Genomic DNA, 16,869 nt, shown 5'->3' with positions numbered 1-16,869 from the left:
CTAATCTGTATTACTTGTCCACCGAGAATTTAAAAATACACTGGCTCATGTATTTCTCGCCCGGACGCAGAACAGCCGAAGGCCATTCAGGCTTGTTCGGAGTATCCGGATATTTCTGTGTTTCAAGACATACGGAAGCACGTTGATTATAGGTAATACCTTTCTTTCCGGTCAGCGAACCATCAAGGAAGTTTCCGGCATATACCTGAACTCCCGGTTCATTGGTATATACATCCAATACAATACCTGTTTTCTGAGATTTCAATGAAGCAGCCCTACGGTTAATATCGCCTTTGGCATTCAATACCCAGTTGTGATCATAACCATTACCGTTCTTCAGTTGCACAAAGTCGAAATCGTTGATACGTTCTCCCACCGGCATTGGTGTACGGAAATCCATTGGAGTATCTTCTACCGGAACTATTTCACCGGTAGTCATAAAGGTGCTGTCCACCGGAGTATAATAATCTGCATCAATAGTCAGCAGATGCTCTGCGTTGCTGCCCGCATCGCCATCCAGATTAAAATAAGAGTGGTTGGTCATATTGACAATAGTCGGTTTATCCGTCTCCGCTTCATACTGAATATCGATTGCATTGTCGTCAGTCAGTTTCATTAGCACTTTACAAGTAATGTTTCCCGGAAAACCTTCTTCACCATCTTTTGCCACATAAGTCAGTTGCAATTCCTGCGGATTCAATTGTACGGCGTCATACACCCGATACTGGAACCCTTGCGGACCTCCGTGCAGGCAATGGCCGTAGTTATTACGGGGAAGCTGATATTCTACGCCGTCCAACGTAAACTTACCCTGATTGATACGGTTAGCATAACGTCCAATGCTTGCACCGAAGTCGGAAGGTTTGCTGATATAATCCTGAATGGAATCGAAACCAAGAACTACATCACGCATCTGTCCGTCCTTATCGGGAACCATGACAGAAACAATGCGTCCGCCAAAGTTCGTGATGCAAACTTCCATATTGTTCTTGTTGCGCAGAATGTAGAGATCGGTTTTCTTTCCGTCCACTTCCGTACGGAAATTACTCTGTAATAGACCGGAATCCGTAGCTTTCTCGGCTTTCGGTGTACAAGCTGCCATTAAAAGGGCGGCAACTGCCCATACACATAACTTTTTCATGGTGTTTTATTAATTAATTACTATTAAACAGACTTACCAAAAGAAATCTAAAATTCATTCTACAAAGATGAGAAAAAACTAATTGTTTTTTTAAAACAAATTGTTCAATAAAGGATAAAAATTAATCATTAATTCAACTTTTAGAATAATACATTAGAAAAAAGATGCCAAATACACCCTTCATTTGCAATAACTTACCTAGAAAAGATTTAGTTTTGACATATTTCTTGTATACGTATGCCTTACATTGCTTGACTATCGGTTCAGCCAAGGTTCCGGATTCAGTTTCTCTTTCTCCCGGCGTAACTGGAAGTGCAATACCGTTCTTCCATTATCAGTGCCGTCAGAGAAAACTTGTCCGATAGATTGCTTGGTCTTCACCATGTCGCCGGACTTTACAGAAGCCGATGATAAGTTACAGTAAACGGAAATATAGTTGCCATGGCGGATTAGCACATTAAATAATCCATTCAACTGGAATACTGCTGCGACTTTTCCGTCAAAGATAGCACGTGCCTGTGCTCCCGGCTTTCCTTGGATATCAATACCTTTATTATCCAGTTTCACATTACGAAGACCTTCCACAGCATATTGTCCATAATGGCTGGTGATAATATAAGCACCGGATATAGGCATAGGAAGTTTTCCCCGATTGGCTGCAAAATTGCCGGACAATTCCCGGTCGGCTTTACTCATTGTATAAGTTTCCAGAGGCTTCGAGTTCGTTTTAACGGTTGTTCCGGTTCCGGCAGTTTGACTTTCTTTACCCTCCGCTTTCTTACGGGCGGCAGCCTCGCGTCGGGCTTCTTCCTCGGCACGCTTGCGGGCACGTTCTATTTCTTCTGCAATCAACTTGTCAATGCGGGCATTCAATTGGTTAGCTTCTCTCCGTTTCTTATTGATCTCACCTTGCAACCCTCTCTGTTTCTTTTGCAGATTGGCCACAAGCGTACGTTTTTCCTTCTCCTGCGCTTCCAGTTTGGTCTTCTCGCCTTCACGCTCTTTCAACAGACTTTCTTTAGCGGCTTTCACCTGTTCCCGTTCCACCTTTTTCTTCCGTATCTGTTCCTGTTTCTTCAGGATTTCCTCACCTTGCAACCGTTGATAAGTAGCATATTCACGAACATAGCGCATACGGCGGTAAGTCTGCCCGAGATTCTTGGCAGAGAAAATAAACATCAGTTTTTCTTCAATCGACTTGTTCTTATACAAGTATTGGACAGAAGCCTCATACTTTTTCTTCTTATCCTTCAAATCCTTTTGCAAACCGTTCAACTGACGTTGCAAGGAAGTCAGTTCACGTTCTATCGCTTCCACGTCATTATTGATAGCAATGATATAACGTTTCCGCTCCTCGATCTGGCCGGTCAATACCGCCAGACTATTCAACTGACTACCCACATCTTTCTTTGTATCCTTCAAGATTGATTCCGTCTCGGAGATCTGCTTTTGCAGCGCACCACGTTTGCTTTCCAACTCACGAATCAGCTTGTTCGACTGAGCGAAAAGAGGAATTGCCAACCATAAGCAACCAATCAGAATTACAAAGAAATGTTTCATCATAAGAAAGCTACCAGCATTTTTACTAATTCTTCCAAGGGAACTTGCCGATATTTAGAAGTAAGTTCCGTAGGAGTCATTGAAAATTCTTTTGTCGAGAACTCATAAAGTTGGACTTTAGCCTTTTCCAACGAAGGAATGCCTATATCTTTTCCGGACAATTCCGTCTTCCCACCGGGCAAAGAGGCATCCAACAATATCTTCTCCAGACGGGAAAATTCTGCATTCTTCGGCAGCATGCCCTTCAATTCATCTTTGGTGGCACGGACAAAACGTTTGTTCATCCGGTCTACCAATAGCACACCGTCAGGAGTAACTTCCACACGCGCTACTTCCGTACGCAAGATAGGCATTAATAAGGATATTTGTACCCGCTCATGGGTTTTCATCTTCATAGTTCCCCCAACAGACATACTTCCCCCCTTTTTACCGGGAATAGTCAATTGAAGTTTGGAAGTCAGATAGCTGGACACCTGAACATTCTTCTCCGAAGTCGCCAAATGCTTCGAGCTCTTACACCCGGCCAGCACAACTACAACCAACAATAGAAAAACTATTCTTTTCATTCTGCAATATATTTCTTCTTTTCTATTTTCTCTTTCAGTGTTTTCGATTCACTACCCATTTCCAATGCTTTCTTCCAGTATTTCAGTGCACCTTCCACATCACCGGTCATAAAATAGATATCACCGCAGTGTTCCACAACCACATCACTCTTTTCTTCGTCACTCTTCATTGCATTATCAATGTAGATACGAGCTTCTGCATAGTTGCCCTTCTCAAAAAGAATCCAAGCGTATGTGTCGAGATAAGTGGCATTGTTAGGTTCGGCCTTCACCGTCTTGTAACTCATTTCTTCCGCCTTATCCAGATCGCGGCGTTCCACGGACAAATAATAAGCATAATTATTCAATGTACCAATATTGGACGGATTATACACTAAAGCCGAATCATAGGCTGCGTATGCTTCCTTCATTTGTTTCTTGGTATGATAGATATCCCCCATAATTGAGTAGAAATTCGAGACTATTTCTTTCCGCGTGTCAGTCGTCACACGTTCCAGCGCCTTGGTACAAACGCTCAACACACTGTCCGGCTGTTCTGCCTGATGATAGGCAATGGCTAGATAATAATAGAAATCCAATGCATCCGGAGTAGCCTCAATACCCGGTTCGCAGACTTTTATAATCTGTTTATAGTCTTCCTTCTTTATCGCCGCACTTATCAGCATAAGACGGGCAGCTTTATTAGTCGGATCCAAATCAACAACCTGTTCCAGTACCGGCACCGCCTCTGCTTCCATACTTTTCGACAACAGATATTGTGCATAAAGCATCGGAACCTGCGGATCATCCAGATCTTGTTCCATCATCCGGTCAAACAAGGCGATCACTTCCGTACTATCTTTTACCGATGATTGTTCATTCTCCACAATCACCTGACGCATGACACTGATTTTTGTATCCGGAGTAACTTTCTTATTCAGCAATAACGTATCGAGTTGTTGCTGGTATAATTCCTTCTGACCCGTCTGTTCATAATAAGATGCCATTGAAAAGAGAGCCATTGGATTATCCGGTTCTACTGACAATACCTTCTGATAAGCCTCATATGCTTCCTCTTTTTTTCCATTTTGAAGATATACATCCCCCAGTATCACTTGATAACGCATATCTGCCGGATATTCATTGACAAGACTCTCTATTTCCTGAAAAGCCTTCTTGTCATCCTTCATCTGAAGATAAATACGGAATTTCTCCATCGACAACTGTTCATTCTTACCTAAGCGTTTTTCCAGCCGGTTCAGTGTAGAAATTACATCACTGTACTTCTCCTGTCGTCCATAGATATCGAGAAGATTGAACAGAGGATCTTGCTTGGTCGGGAAACGGGTTACCATTTCTTCAAGCAACGTAACAGCTTTATCCAACTCATTCTGTTGTTGATACAGACTCACCAGCCCTTGACTATACCAGTAATTATCAGGTGCATAAGTCACAGCCTTTTCCAAGGCTGCCTGCCCTTGCGGCACTTGACGGAGAAACATATAATACTGGGATATTTCGTAAAGCGCAGAAGAAGCATTCGGGTGAATGTCCAGACAATGTTCCAACAATCCGAAAGCCGCGTCATACTCTTTCTTTTCTTTCATCCGCATGGCTTCCAGAAAAAAATAGTCATACTTACGCTGTTGCTCCTCTGTTAATTGAGAAGCCAAAGCTTCTTCCTTCTGAACTTTTTTCTTTTTATCCTTCTTTTTCTTAACCTTCTTTGTAACTGCATTCGCGCCAAGAGCATATCCCGACACCATAACCGCACCTCCTGCTACACTCCCCACCACTTGCACAGCCATGCAGGAAGTAAGCAGCAAAGTACTTAACAACGAGAATAATAGTATCCTTTTCATTTTTTTCCTGTGTGACCGAAGCCGCCGGCTCCCCGTTCCGTTTCATCCAATACTTCCACTTCCTGCCATACGGCCTGTTCATGTTTTGCTATCACCATTTGTGCAATACGTTCACCGTCTTCAATCACAAAAGTTTCCGATGACAGATTAACTAAAATAATACAAATCTCTCCCCGATAATCTGCATCAATGGTTCCCGGAGAATTGAGAACGGTAATCCCTTTCTTGATGGCCAAACCACTACGCGGACGAATTTGTGCTTCAAATCCCTGTGGAAGAGCAATATATAGTCCGGTAGGCACCAGGCAGCGTTGTAGCGGTTCCAATGTGATAGGTTCGGAAAGATTAGCACGGATATCCATTCCTGCAGACAATTCAGTGGCATAAGCCGGAAGCGAGTGCTTCGATTTATTGATAACTTGAATATTCATAAATACACGTTTACTATATTAACGGGCGAAAATACACATTTTGAACTGAAAAATAGTTAAGTTTGCAGTTAAATAATGTACCGGCAACTAATTTGTGAATGGTAAATAACGAAATAATGATTAAAATGATGAATTGGAACCAATTAATATCTGCAAAACGCTTCGGAATGGAAGAGTTCCATGAAGAACGCCAGGAAAACCGTTCGGAATTTCAACGGGACTATGACCGCCTCATTTTCTCCGCCCCTTTCCGCCGACTGCAAAACAAAACCCAAGTATTCCCCTTACCGGGCAGTATCTTCGTACACAACCGGCTCACACACAGCCTTGAAGTATCCTGTGTCGGACGTTCGTTAGGAAATGACGTCGCAAAAGCGATTCTTGAGCGCCAGCCCGAACTGCAGGAGTCTTTCCTACCGGAAATAGGTTCTATCGTTTCCGCTGCCTGCCTGGCGCACGACTTGGGCAACCCGCCTTTCGGACATTCCGGCGAACGGGCCATATCTACTTTTTTTTCTGAAGGTAAAGGACAATTCTTAAAGGACAAGCAACCGGATGGAGAACAACTTTCTTCGATGGAATGGGAAGATTTGACACATTTTGAAGGAAATGCGAACGCATTCCGACTGCTCACACACCAATTTGAAGGACGCCGGAAAGGAGGATTTGCCATGACTTACACGACATTAGCTTCCATTGTGAAATACCCTTTTTCATCCAGTCTTGCAGGTACGAAATCAAAATTCGGCTTCTTTGTCAGCGAAGAAGAGAGTTTTCACAGAATTGCTACGGAACTGGGGCTTACTTTGCTCAACGAACACCCGCTGAAATATGCACGCCACCCACTGGTATACCTGGTAGAAGCTGCCGATGATATCTGTTATCAGATGATGGACATTGAAGACGCCCATAAATTGAAAATTCTCACAACCGAAGAAACTAAAGAACTGCTAATGGCATACTTCAACGAAGAACGGCAGGCGCATATCCAAAAAACATTCCATATCGTAAATGACACCAATGAACAAATCGCTTATCTGCGTTCTTCTGTGATCGGATTATTAATCCGGGAATGTACACGTGTATTTTTGGAACACGAGCAAGAAATACTTTCCGGCACATTTGAAGAAGCACTTATCAAACATATCTCCGAACGTCCGGCAAAGGCTTACAAGCATTGTGCCGAAGTTTCGATCAAGAAGATTTACCGCTCACGAGATGTACTGGACATCGAATTAGCCGGCTTCCGGGTTATCAGTACCCTACTTGAGTTAATGGTAGATGCGGTGACCTCACCCGGAAAGGCTTACTCCGAACTTCTAATTAACCGGGTCTCCAGCCAGTACAATATAAAAGCACCTGCACTCTATGAAAGAATACAGGCGGTACTTGATTATATATCGGGAATGACCGATGTCTTTGCTCTTGACCTCTACCGCAAGATTAACGGCAACAGTCTGCCTGCGGTGTAACGACTTTAGGAGTAAACGCCTCATCCTCCTCACAAGGCATTTTCAACGCATCCGGATGACTTTCAATAAACGTCTGGATGTGGCGCATGCGCTTGTCCTCCAATATTTCATCTACAGCAATCAGGATTCCGGTTTCTTCTACATCCCCAAACTCATAGTTGATAGCTGTGCCAAACATACGCATAGTGGGACTCAAGCTCATATAAGCATTTACCAACGGTGGAATATTATATCCTAATTTGCGAATCTCACAATTCAGGATCTTATAATCTTCTTTAAACGTATTCTTGCAGAACAACGCTTTCAGTTCTTCTTCGGAAGTTTCCGATTTTAACGGGTCCATTGGAGTCACCAGATGTTCTTTATCACAGAAATGCTTCTTGAGGAAATAAAGAATCATATCGCGACCGCGACGGTGATAACTGGGATACATGGTCACTTTACCAAAGAAGTATTTCACATTCGGCATGACAACAGTCAACGCCCCCAATCCGTCCCAAAGATTATCCAAAGCAAACAGACCTTTGCTTCCGGCACGGGTAGACTGGTATTCAAGCGTCACAAACGAGCGTCCCAATTCGATTGTTTGAGGCAGATATTCTTTAATAAAAGTATCCGAAAAATGGAACATGTGGGAAGTAGCCAGAATCGGCGCCCCTTTCTCATCAAAGCGCACATCTGTCCCGAGCAGATACCGATATCCCCCCAGAATTTCTTCCGCTTCCGGGTTCCATACAATTAACTGCTTGTAAGGATGCTCCATTGTGTCGTATTCATCAATATCCATTGACAAACCTGTCCCTCCACCGGCAGCACGGAAAGCTATCTCACGCAAACGACCGATTTCCCTCATCACATTAGGAGCGTTCAGGTGAGTAATAATATAAATCTGATTATTACTCTTATTCGTCATTCGTAAGCGTTTGTCCTCCGTCAACTCTGCCTTCAGCAGTTCCTTGCTTATCGGTTTAATAATATCTTCCATATTCCTTGTTATAGTTGTTCTATCAGTTACAGTTTATATACAATATCCTTTACGTATTCAGCCCACTGTGCAGGTGTTTTCGACTTATCGAAAGTCTGCCAGGGAATAGGTTTACCAAAGGTGACAGTAAAAGTTTTATGGCGGTTTTTAAACATTTCATCCGCAAGATACAACATAGCGATGTTAAACTTAATCCCCAATGCCTTACAAATATTGGCCAGATTGTAGAAGAAATCAGAATTCCTGCCGCCAAAGTGCACAGGTATCACATCACGTTTTGTTTGTACGCTCTTTACCACAAATGTTTTTTTCCATTCCAGATCACGAATCACTCCGTTATAACGACGCGAGCACAGCCCGGCGGGAAACATGATCAGTTGATTATCGGACTGGAATCCGGCTTCCACCATTTTCGGGAAGTCCTTCGCCTGCTTCCCTGTTTTATTAATCGGAATACAAAGCGGAGCAAGTCCGCGCAAGTTCATCAGCAGGTCATTTACCAGATATTTCACTTTTCCGTCATAGTGACGCCCCAGCACATAGCCCAGCGCAACTCCGTCTTGTCCGCCCAGCGGATGATTGGAAACGAAAGTATACAGCCCGTCTTTGGGAAGATTCTCAATGCCTTTCACATCTACTTTTGCGTCCAGAAAGTCCATACACGCTTCTAGAAAGTCCACTCCCACCTTGTCTTTCGATTCATCCAGGAATATGTTTATCTCATCCTGATGAACGATTCTTTTTAAATAAGAAGTCACAAACTTAGGGATGTACTTATAGTGCTTCGAAGCCTTCGTCCGAAGTATCTTATCGACATCAATCAAAAATAAAGAGTCATCAGTCATTCTTTTCAAATAAAAATGATGCCACAAAATTAGCGGTTCTTTTTTATTAATCGCAATAATTTGGTAGAAAATGCAGGAATTAAGTTCACATCGCAAAAAAACAACACCTAAAAACTATCAAATATGACCTAAAATCTATCCGCAGATAGTTTTTCCCCTAAAGAAAGTTGGATTCCCCCCTACCGGACTCCGGGAAATGCTGTAAACTTGCATCATCGAAATTATTACAACGAATACTCACAATTTAAAAAGCAACGTATATGAAAAGTTTAAGCTTCAGAAAAGATTTAGTAGGAGTACAAGATGAACTACTCCGGTTCGCTTATAAACTGACAACCGACCGCGAAGAAGCAAACGATTTGTTGCAGGAAACATCATTGAAAGCATTAGATAACGAAGACAAATATACGCCTGACACTAATTTCAAGGGCTGGATGTACACCATCATGCGTAACATCTTTATCAACAACTACCGCAAAGTAGTTCGTGACCAAACATTTGTAGACCAGACCGATAACCTCTATCATTTGAACCTGCCGCAAGACGGTAGTTTTGAAAGTACGGAAAGAGCTTATGACCTGAAAGAGATGCACCGTGTAGTCAATGCTCTTCCTAAAGAATACAGAGTTCCGTTTGCCATGCACGTTTCCGGTTTCAAATACCGCGAAATTGCAGAGAAACTGAACCTACCGTTAGGCACCGTTAAAAGCCGTATCTTCTTCACCCGACAGAAATTGCAGGAAGAATTGAAAGATTTCCGCTAGACCTTAACTATATAACTTTCAAACTTCAAATTAAATAATTTATTAAATGTAGATTTTTAGTTGTGTCAATGGTTAAAGGCAGAAGTGATTAAAGCACTTCTGCCTTTTTTTTCTTTACTGCTAAGAAAAAAAAAGATTTGCCGCCTGACAATTCCTTTTTCCCTATACAGACAAAATCTGCTGTTTGACAAAGCATATTTCCCCACTGATAAAGACTTATCAAAGCTACATCATTTTCAAGCAAATAGACATTTAACAATCTGTTGAAAACTTCTCTGAAAGTTTTTTATGGAAAATTGTGGGGAATTGTGGGGAATTTCATACTTTTACGGTCGCTTATTATAATAAGGTAATGATACGTTTTTTAGGGAATATTGAAGCCAAGGCGGACGCCAAAGGAAGGGTGTTTATCCCCGCCACCTTCAGGAAGCAGTTGCAAATTGCTTCTGAAGAGAAGCTTATTATGCGTAAAGACGTATTTCAGGACTGTCTGACTCTGTACCCCGAGAGCGTGTGGAACGAGGAATTAAACGAGCTTCGGAGCAGGCTCAATAAATGGAACAGCAAACATCAACTCATTTTCAGGCAGTTTGTGAGTGACGTTGAGGTGGTGACTCCCGACAACAACGGGCGCATACTAATCCCCAAACGGTATTTACAGATATGCAATATCCACGGGGATATACGCTTTATCGGTATCGACAACAAGATAGAGATCTGGGCGAAGGAACGGGCCGAACAGCCGTTTATGTCGCCTGAGGAGTTCGGTGCAGCATTAGAAGAAATTATGAACGACGAAAATAGACAAGATGGAGAAAGATGAATTGACATACCACGTGCCTGTATTGCTAAAAGAGAGCGTTGACGGGATGAATATTCGTCCGGACGGAACGTATGTAGACGTTACGTTTGGAGGAGCAGGTCATTCGCGCGAGATTCTTTCGCGACTCGGAGAAGGCGGACGGTTGCTGGGATTTGATCAGGACGAAGATGCCGAACGGAACATTGTCAACGATCCTCATTTCACCTTTGTACGCAGTAATTTCCGTTACTTGCACAATTTTCTGCGTTATCACAACATTGAACAGGTAGACGCAATTCTTGCCGACCTCGGCGTCTCCTCTCACCACTTCGATGACAGCGAACGTGGTTTCTCCTTCCGTTTCGACGGAGACTTGGACATGCGCATGAATAAACGGGCGGGACTCACAGCGGCTGATATACTTAATACATATGAGGAAGAACGCCTGGCGGATATTTTTTATCTGTATGGCGAACTGAAAAATAGCCGCAAGCTGGCATCAGTAATCGTAAAGGCCAGAAACGGACAGCAGATTCGGACGATCGGTGAATTTCTGGAGATTATCAAACCGCTCTTCGGCCGTGAACGCGAAAAGAAAGAGCTTGCTAAAGTATTTCAGGCATTGCGGATTGAAGTAAATCAGGAAATGGAAGCGTTGAAAGAAATGTTGCTAGCCGCAACCGAAGCATTGAAACCGGGCGGAAGGCTGGTAGTAATCACCTATCATTCATTGGAAGACCGTATGGTAAAGAATATCATGAAGACGGGTAATGTGGAAGGTAAAGCGGAAAGTGATTTCTTCGGAAACCTGCAAACGCCGTTCCGTCTTGTCAACAACAAAGTTATTGTACCCGACCAGGCGGAGATCGAAAGAAATCCACGGTCGAGAAGTGCCAAATTACGAATTGCAGAGAAAAAATAATAAAAGGAAGTATGGAAGAAGCAGTAAACAAGAAGGCAGACGAAAGCAAGAAGAAGAAACGCACTTCACTGAAAAGTATCTTGGGCGGCGACATTCTGGCTACCGACTTTTTCCGTCGCCAGACGAAGTTGCTGGTACTGATTATGGTATTTATTATCTTCTACATCCACAACCGCTACGCCAGTCAGCAGCAGCAGATCGAGATAGACCGGTTGAAAAAAGAATTGACAGATATCAAATATGATGCGCTGACACGTAGTTCGGAACTAATGGAGAAGAGCCGCCAGTCTCGTATCGAAGAGTATATTTCAAGTAAGGAAAGCGATTTGCAGACTTCTACGAATCCTCCTTACCTTATTAAATAAGTGAAGAGTTGAAAATTGAGAGTTGAGAGTTTTTAAAAGACGAGCACTGTGGCAGTTAATAAAAAAAATATAATGACCCGTTACTTCTTCGTCATCCTTTTGATGGCGTTGATAGGCGTGGCAATTGTCGTAAAGGCTGGTATCACCATGTTTGCCGAACGACAATACTGGCAGGACGTAGCCGATCGTTTCGTTAAAGAGAACGTAACTGTGAAACCCAACCGTGGAAACATTATTTCTTCCGACGGAAAACTTATGGCAAGTTCTCTTCCCGAATACAGAATATACATGGACTTTATGTCCGGTGAAAAGGATGAAAAACGCAGAAAAAAGGATCAGGCACGGCGTGATTCTATTCTTACTGCCAATATGGATTCTATCTGCATCGGACTTCATAAGATATTCCCCGACAAAAGCGCGGCCCAATTCAAGGCGCACCTCAAGAAAGGGCGTCAGGCAAAGAGCCGTAATTACCTAATTTATCCGAAACGTATTTCTTATATACAATATAAAGAGGTAAAGAGATTACCCGTTTTCTGTTTGAACCGATACAAAGGCGGATTCAAAGAGTTGGCTTACAACCAGCGCAAAAAGCCTTTCGGTTCACTGGCTGCCCGCACGTTGGGAGATGTATATGCCGACACGGCAAAAGGAGCAAGAAATGGTATTGAGCTTGCCTTTGATACAATACTGAAAGGACGGGATGGATTGACGCACCGACAGAAGGTAATGAACAAATACCTGAATATCGTGGACGTGCCGCCGGTTGACGGCTGCGACCTGATAAGTACGATTGACGTAGGTATGCAGGATATTTGCGAGAAGGCATTGGTGGACAAGTTGAAAGAGTTGAATGCTTTTGTCGGAGTAGTTGTCTTAATGGAGGTTGCTACCGGAGAAGTGAAAGCAATCGTTAATATGACAAAAGGCAAGGACGGTAATTATTATGAAATGCGTAATAATGCGATCAGCGATATGCTTGAACCGGGTTCAACTTTCAAAACAGCCTCTATCATGGTAGCTCTTGAAGACGGGAAAATCACACCTGATTATGTGGTAGATACCGGCAACGGGCAGATGCCGATGCACGGTCGTGTAATGAAAGACTGGAATTGGCGCCGGGGAGGATATGGCAAGCTTACAGTGACCGAAATCCTGGAGGTTTCTTCTAATGTTGGCACATCTTACATCATCGATCATTTCTACGGTAGCAATCCGCAAAAATATATAGATGGACTGAGGCGAATGAGTATTGACCAACCTCTCCATTTACAGATCGCGGGAGAAGGTAAACCAAACATACGCGGGCCGAAAGAAAGAAGTTATTTCTCAAAAACAGCTCTTCCTTGGATGAGTATCGGCTACGAGACACAGGTTCCGCCCCTCAATATCCTCACATTCTATAATGCAATAGCAAACAATGGAGTAAGTATACGTCCGAAATTTGTGAAAGCAGCCGTAAAAGACGGAGAGATAGTAAAAGAATACCCAACAGAGGTTATTAACCCAAAGATTTGTTCGGACAAGACTTTGGCACAGATACGCGAAATCCTGCAAAAAGTGGTAGGAGAAGGACTCGCCAAACCCGCAGGAAGCAAGCAATTCCATGTATCCGGAAAGACTGGTACGGCACAAATATCACAGGGAGCAGCCGGATATAAAGCAGGAGTTACAAATTACCTTGTCAGTTTCTGCGGATATTTTCCTTCGGAAGCTCCCAAATACAGCATGATTGTCTCTATTCAGAAGCCCGGTCCTACCGCTTCGGGCGGTTTAATGGCCGGTAGCGTATTCAGCAAGATTGCAGAAAGAGTCTATGCAAAAGACCTCCGATTACCGCTTACCAGCGCGATTGACACAAACACCGTTGTCATCCCGCACGTGAAGGCTGGAGAGATGAGACAAACGCAACGGGTCTTGGAAGAACTGAATATCAATATACAAGGCAAGATTGCCGATTCCGGAAAAGAAGTTTGGGGAAGTACACACGCTGCTCCGCAAGCTGTTGTTTTGGAAAGTCGGGGAATCATGCAGAATTTTGTGCCGAGCGTAATCGGTATGGGAGCGAAAGATGCAGTTTATCTGTTGGAAAGCAAAGGATTGAAAGTCAATCTGGTCGGAGTGGGGAAAGTGAAAAGCCAGTCGATAGCCAACGGAACGATTATAAGGAAGGGACAGACAATTACCCTTACCATGAATTAAAAGTAAAAATAAGTATTATATAAAAAGAGTATGTTACTAAACAAGTTACTGAAAGCAATCCAACCGGTACAAGTGACCGGAGAGTCAGACATAGAAATCACCGGAATTAACATTGATTCCCGTTTAGTAGAAGCCGGACAACTGTTCATGGCTATGCGCGGTACGCAAGCTGACGGTCATGCTTATATACCTACCGCTATTGAGAAAGGAGCTGTTGCTGTTCTTTGCGAAGATATGCCGGAGGAACCGGTAGCGGGAATCACTTATATACAGGTGAAAGACAGCGAAGACGCCACAGGAAAGATTGCCACAACTTTCTATGGCGACCCGACTTCCAAAATGGAACTGGTCGGCGTCACGGGAACAAATGGAAAAACGACAATTGCCACCTTATTATATAATACATTCCGCTACTTCGGATATAAAGTGGGACTGATTTCTACCGTTTGCAATTATATCGACGATGAAGCAATTCCAACAGAACATACCACCCCCGACCCTATCACACTGAACCGGTTATTGGGAAAAATGGCGGATGAAGGATGCAAGTATGCCTTTATGGAGGTCAGTTCGCACTCTATCGCACAAAAGCGTATCAGCGGATTGAAGTTCGCAGGAGGTATCTTTACCAATCTGACCCGCGATCACCTCGACTATCACAAAACGGTGGAGAACTATCTGAAAGCCAAGAAGAAGTTCTTTGATGATATGCCGAAGAATGCATTCAGTCTGACCAATCTTGACGATAAGAACGGACTAGTAATGACACAAAATACACGTTCCAAGGTTTACACTTATTCATTAAGAAGCCTCAGCAACTTCAAAGGACGGGTACTGGAATCTCATTTCGAAGGAATGCTGCTCGATTTCAACAATCACGAGCTGGCTGTTCAATTTATCGGCAAGTTCAATGCATCCAATCTGTTGGCTGTATTCGGAGCTGCCGTATTGCTTGGCAAGAAAGAGGAAGACGTACTCGTTGCCCTTAGCACACTTCATCCGGTAGCCGGACGCTTCGATGCTGTCCGTTCACCGAAAGGAGTGACAGCAATCGTAGACTATGCACATACACCGGATGCGCTTATCAATGTATTGAATGCGATACACGGAGTGCTCGAAGGCAAAGGAAAAGTAATCACTGTGGTAGGTGCCGGTGGCAACCGCGACAAGGGTAAACGTCCTATCATGGCAAAAGAAGCAGCCAAAGCCAGTGACCGTGTGATTATCACCTCGGATAATCCCCGTTTTGAAGAGCCGCAGGACATCATCAACGATATGCTGGCAGGACTAGACGCGGAAGATATGAGAAAGACATTAAGCATTGCCGACCGTAAGGAAGCGATTCGTACTGCTTGTATGTTGGCAGAAAAGGGAGATGTAATTCTTGTTGCCGGAAAAGGGCACGAAAATTATCAGGAGATAAAAGGAGTGAAACATCATTTTGATGATAAGGAGATATTAAAGGAGATTTTTAAATAATGAAAACAATGTGCTCGTACGCCAATATGCGGTTCGGCTTCGCAAACCGTCCGTAAGGAAACCGGCATATCGACACATTAATAAATTGACAATTTATTTATCATGTTATACTATCTGTTTGAATGGCTGCATAAGCTCAATTTTCCCGGGGCGGGAATGTTCGGTTACACCTCATTCCGCGCCTTAATGGCGGTCCTCATCGCATTGCTTATTTCAAGTATATGGGGTGACAAATTCATCAACCTTCTGAAGAAGAAGCAAATCACGGAGACACAACGTGATGCGAAGATTGACCCGTTCGGTGTCAACAAGGTAGGTGTGCCGAGTATGGGAGGAGTGATTATTATCGTAGCTATTCTCATTCCTTGCCTGTTGCTGGGTAAGTTGCACAATATATATATGATATTAATGTTGATTACAACTGTATGGTTGGGATCACTCGGATTTGCCGACGACTACATCAAGATCTTCCGCAAGAACAAGGAAGGTTTGCATGGTAAGTTTAAAATTATCGGGCAAGTAGGTTTGGGATTAATTGTCGGACTTACCTTGTATTTAAGTCCGGATGTGGTAATCCGTGAAAATATCGAAGTACATACTCCGGGACAGGAGATGGAAGTGATACACGGAACGAATGACTTGAAATCGACTCAAACAACGATTCCTTTCTTCAAGAGCAATAACCTCGACTATGCCGACCTGGTCTCTTTCATGGGTGAACACGCGCAGACAGCCGGATGGATATTGTTCGTTATCATCACAATCTTCGTGGTGACCGCCGTATCAAACGGTGCCAACCTGAATGACGGAATGGATGGAATGGCCGCAGGTAATTCTGCCATAATCGGCGCCACGCTCGGTATCCTGGCATACGTATCGTCGCACATCGAGTTTGCAAGTTATCTGAACATTATGTATATTCCGGGGTCGGAAGAACTCGTAATTTATATCTGCGCCTTCATCGGTGCATTGATCGGCTTCCTGTGGTATAACGCTTATCCAGCACAAGTATTTATGGGAGATACGGGTAGCCTCACTATCGGTGGTATCATTGCCGTTTTCGCTATCATCATCCACAAAGAATTACTCATACCGATTCTTTGCGGTGTATTCCTGGTAGAGAATTTATCGGCTATCCTGCAACGGGTTTACTACAAGCTGGGAAAACGGAAAGGAGTGAAGCAGCGGTTGTTCAAACGGGCACCGATCCACGACCATTTCCGTACTTCCATGAGCCTGATAGAACCGGGATGTACAGTGAAATTTACCAAGCCCGACCAATTGTTTCACGAATCAAAGATTACCGTCCGTTTCTGGATTGTAACGATTGTGCTGGCAGCAATAACAATAATAACGCTTAAGATAAGATAACCTCCGGCCCTTGTCGGTTGCCGGAAGCGGGTTTCCGTTCGGAAATCCAACGATATATAGAGAGTATTAACCCGATTATTAACTTTTAAAAGATGTGCCCAACGAATAAGCAACTCAGCATAT

15 protein-coding genes are annotated in these 16,869 nt (G+C 43.5%); 8 read left to right on the top strand and 7 right to left on the bottom strand.

The annotated features are described in order from the left end of the window. Positions 1-10: 10 nt before the first annotated feature. The 5 genes from CGC64_RS04930 to dut all read right to left on the bottom strand — a co-directional run bounded on the left by CGC64_RS04930 (position 11) and on the right by dut (position 5,539). The gene (locus CGC64_RS04930) at positions 11-1,141 is read right to left on the bottom strand and encodes an aldose epimerase family protein (RefSeq protein WP_005679297.1); all 1,131 of its coding nucleotides are present in this window, start codon (positions 1,139-1,141) and stop codon (positions 11-13) included. A 255-nt stretch (positions 1,142-1,396) separates the two neighbouring features. Continuing rightward, positions 1,397-2,704, bottom strand: a complete 1,308-nt coding sequence (locus CGC64_RS04925) for a murein hydrolase activator EnvC family protein (RefSeq protein WP_005679296.1) — start codon at positions 2,702-2,704, stop codon at positions 1,397-1,399. Beyond that, the gene (locus CGC64_RS04920; protein WP_005679295.1) at positions 2,701-3,267 is read right to left on the bottom strand and encodes a DUF4292 domain-containing protein; all 567 of its coding nucleotides are present in this window, start codon (positions 3,265-3,267) and stop codon (positions 2,701-2,703) included. The genes CGC64_RS04925 and CGC64_RS04920 overlap by 4 nt, the downstream gene beginning before the upstream one ends. Then, complete coding sequence (locus tag CGC64_RS04915; protein ID WP_032855503.1) at positions 3,264-5,108, bottom strand: tetratricopeptide repeat protein; 1,845 nt, start codon at positions 5,106-5,108, stop codon at positions 3,264-3,266. Before CGC64_RS04915 ends, CGC64_RS04920 begins: the two co-directional genes overlap by 4 nt. Further along, positions 5,105-5,539 carry a dUTP diphosphatase gene (gene dut / locus CGC64_RS04910; protein ID WP_005679292.1) on the bottom strand — a complete coding sequence of 145 codons (435 nt, stop codon included), beginning with the start codon at positions 5,537-5,539 and terminating at the stop codon, positions 5,105-5,107. Before dut ends, CGC64_RS04915 begins: the two co-directional genes overlap by 4 nt. 125 nt (positions 5,540-5,664) lie before the next feature. Here dut and CGC64_RS04905 point away from each other — a divergent pair, with 125 nt between their 5' ends. Then, complete coding sequence (locus CGC64_RS04905; RefSeq protein ID WP_032838457.1) at positions 5,665-7,011, top strand: deoxyguanosinetriphosphate triphosphohydrolase; 1,347 nt, start codon at positions 5,665-5,667, stop codon at positions 7,009-7,011. On the opposite strand, the gene CGC64_RS04900 is transcribed toward CGC64_RS04905, so the two are convergent. Together CGC64_RS04900 and CGC64_RS04895 are read right to left on the bottom strand one after the other, a co-directional pair. Beyond that, a complete protein-coding gene (locus tag CGC64_RS04900) occupies positions 6,983-7,996 on the bottom strand; it encodes a GNAT family N-acetyltransferase (RefSeq protein ID WP_005679290.1) in 1,014 nt (337 codons plus the stop codon). The two genes, CGC64_RS04905 and CGC64_RS04900, sit on opposite strands and share 29 nt — an antisense overlap. A gap of 26 nt (positions 7,997-8,022) precedes the next feature. Continuing rightward, positions 8,023-8,841: a 1-acyl-sn-glycerol-3-phosphate acyltransferase gene (locus tag CGC64_RS04895; protein WP_005679289.1), complete on the bottom strand. Its 819-nt coding sequence runs from the start codon at positions 8,839-8,841 to the stop codon at positions 8,023-8,025. A gap of 260 nt (positions 8,842-9,101) precedes the next feature. Between CGC64_RS04895 and CGC64_RS04890 the strand changes: the two genes are divergently transcribed. The 7 genes from CGC64_RS04890 to mraY all read left to right on the top strand — a co-directional run bounded on the left by CGC64_RS04890 (position 9,102) and on the right by mraY (position 16,746). Further along, complete coding sequence (locus CGC64_RS04890; RefSeq protein ID WP_005679288.1) at positions 9,102-9,605, top strand: RNA polymerase sigma factor; 504 nt, start codon at positions 9,102-9,104, stop codon at positions 9,603-9,605. Positions 9,606-9,957: 352 nt separating this feature from the next. After that, complete coding sequence (gene mraZ, locus CGC64_RS04885) at positions 9,958-10,428, top strand: division/cell wall cluster transcriptional repressor MraZ (protein WP_005679286.1); 471 nt, start codon at positions 9,958-9,960, stop codon at positions 10,426-10,428. Then, on the top strand, positions 10,415-11,329 hold the full coding sequence (rsmH, locus tag CGC64_RS04880) for a 16S rRNA (cytosine(1402)-N(4))-methyltransferase RsmH (RefSeq protein WP_005679285.1): 915 nt from the start codon (positions 10,415-10,417) through the stop codon (positions 11,327-11,329). Before mraZ ends, rsmH begins: the two co-directional genes overlap by 14 nt. Positions 11,330-11,340: 11 nt before the next feature. Further along, the gene (locus CGC64_RS04875; RefSeq protein ID WP_005679284.1) at positions 11,341-11,694 is read left to right on the top strand and encodes an FtsL-like putative cell division protein; all 354 of its coding nucleotides are present in this window, start codon (positions 11,341-11,343) and stop codon (positions 11,692-11,694) included. A 72-nt stretch (positions 11,695-11,766) separates the two neighbouring features. After that, a complete protein-coding gene (locus tag CGC64_RS04870; RefSeq protein WP_005682297.1) occupies positions 11,767-13,896 on the top strand; it encodes a penicillin-binding protein in 2,130 nt (709 codons plus the stop codon). Positions 13,897-13,926: 30 nt separating this feature from the next. Then, positions 13,927-15,375: a UDP-N-acetylmuramoyl-L-alanyl-D-glutamate--2,6-diaminopimelate ligase gene (locus CGC64_RS04865; protein ID WP_005679282.1), complete on the top strand. Its 1,449-nt coding sequence runs from the start codon at positions 13,927-13,929 to the stop codon at positions 15,373-15,375. A 102-nt stretch (positions 15,376-15,477) separates the two neighbouring features. Then, positions 15,478-16,746 carry a phospho-N-acetylmuramoyl-pentapeptide-transferase gene (gene mraY / locus CGC64_RS04860; protein WP_005679280.1) on the top strand — a complete coding sequence of 423 codons (1,269 nt, stop codon included), beginning with the start codon at positions 15,478-15,480 and terminating at the stop codon, positions 16,744-16,746. The last annotated feature ends 123 nt before the right edge of the window (positions 16,747-16,869 follow it).

The sequence above is a fragment of the Bacteroides caccae genome (genome assembly GCF_002222615.2).
GTDB lineage: Bacteria > Bacteroidota > Bacteroidia > Bacteroidales > Bacteroidaceae > Bacteroides > Bacteroides caccae.
This window is presented reverse-complemented; position numbering and strand designations above follow the sequence as displayed.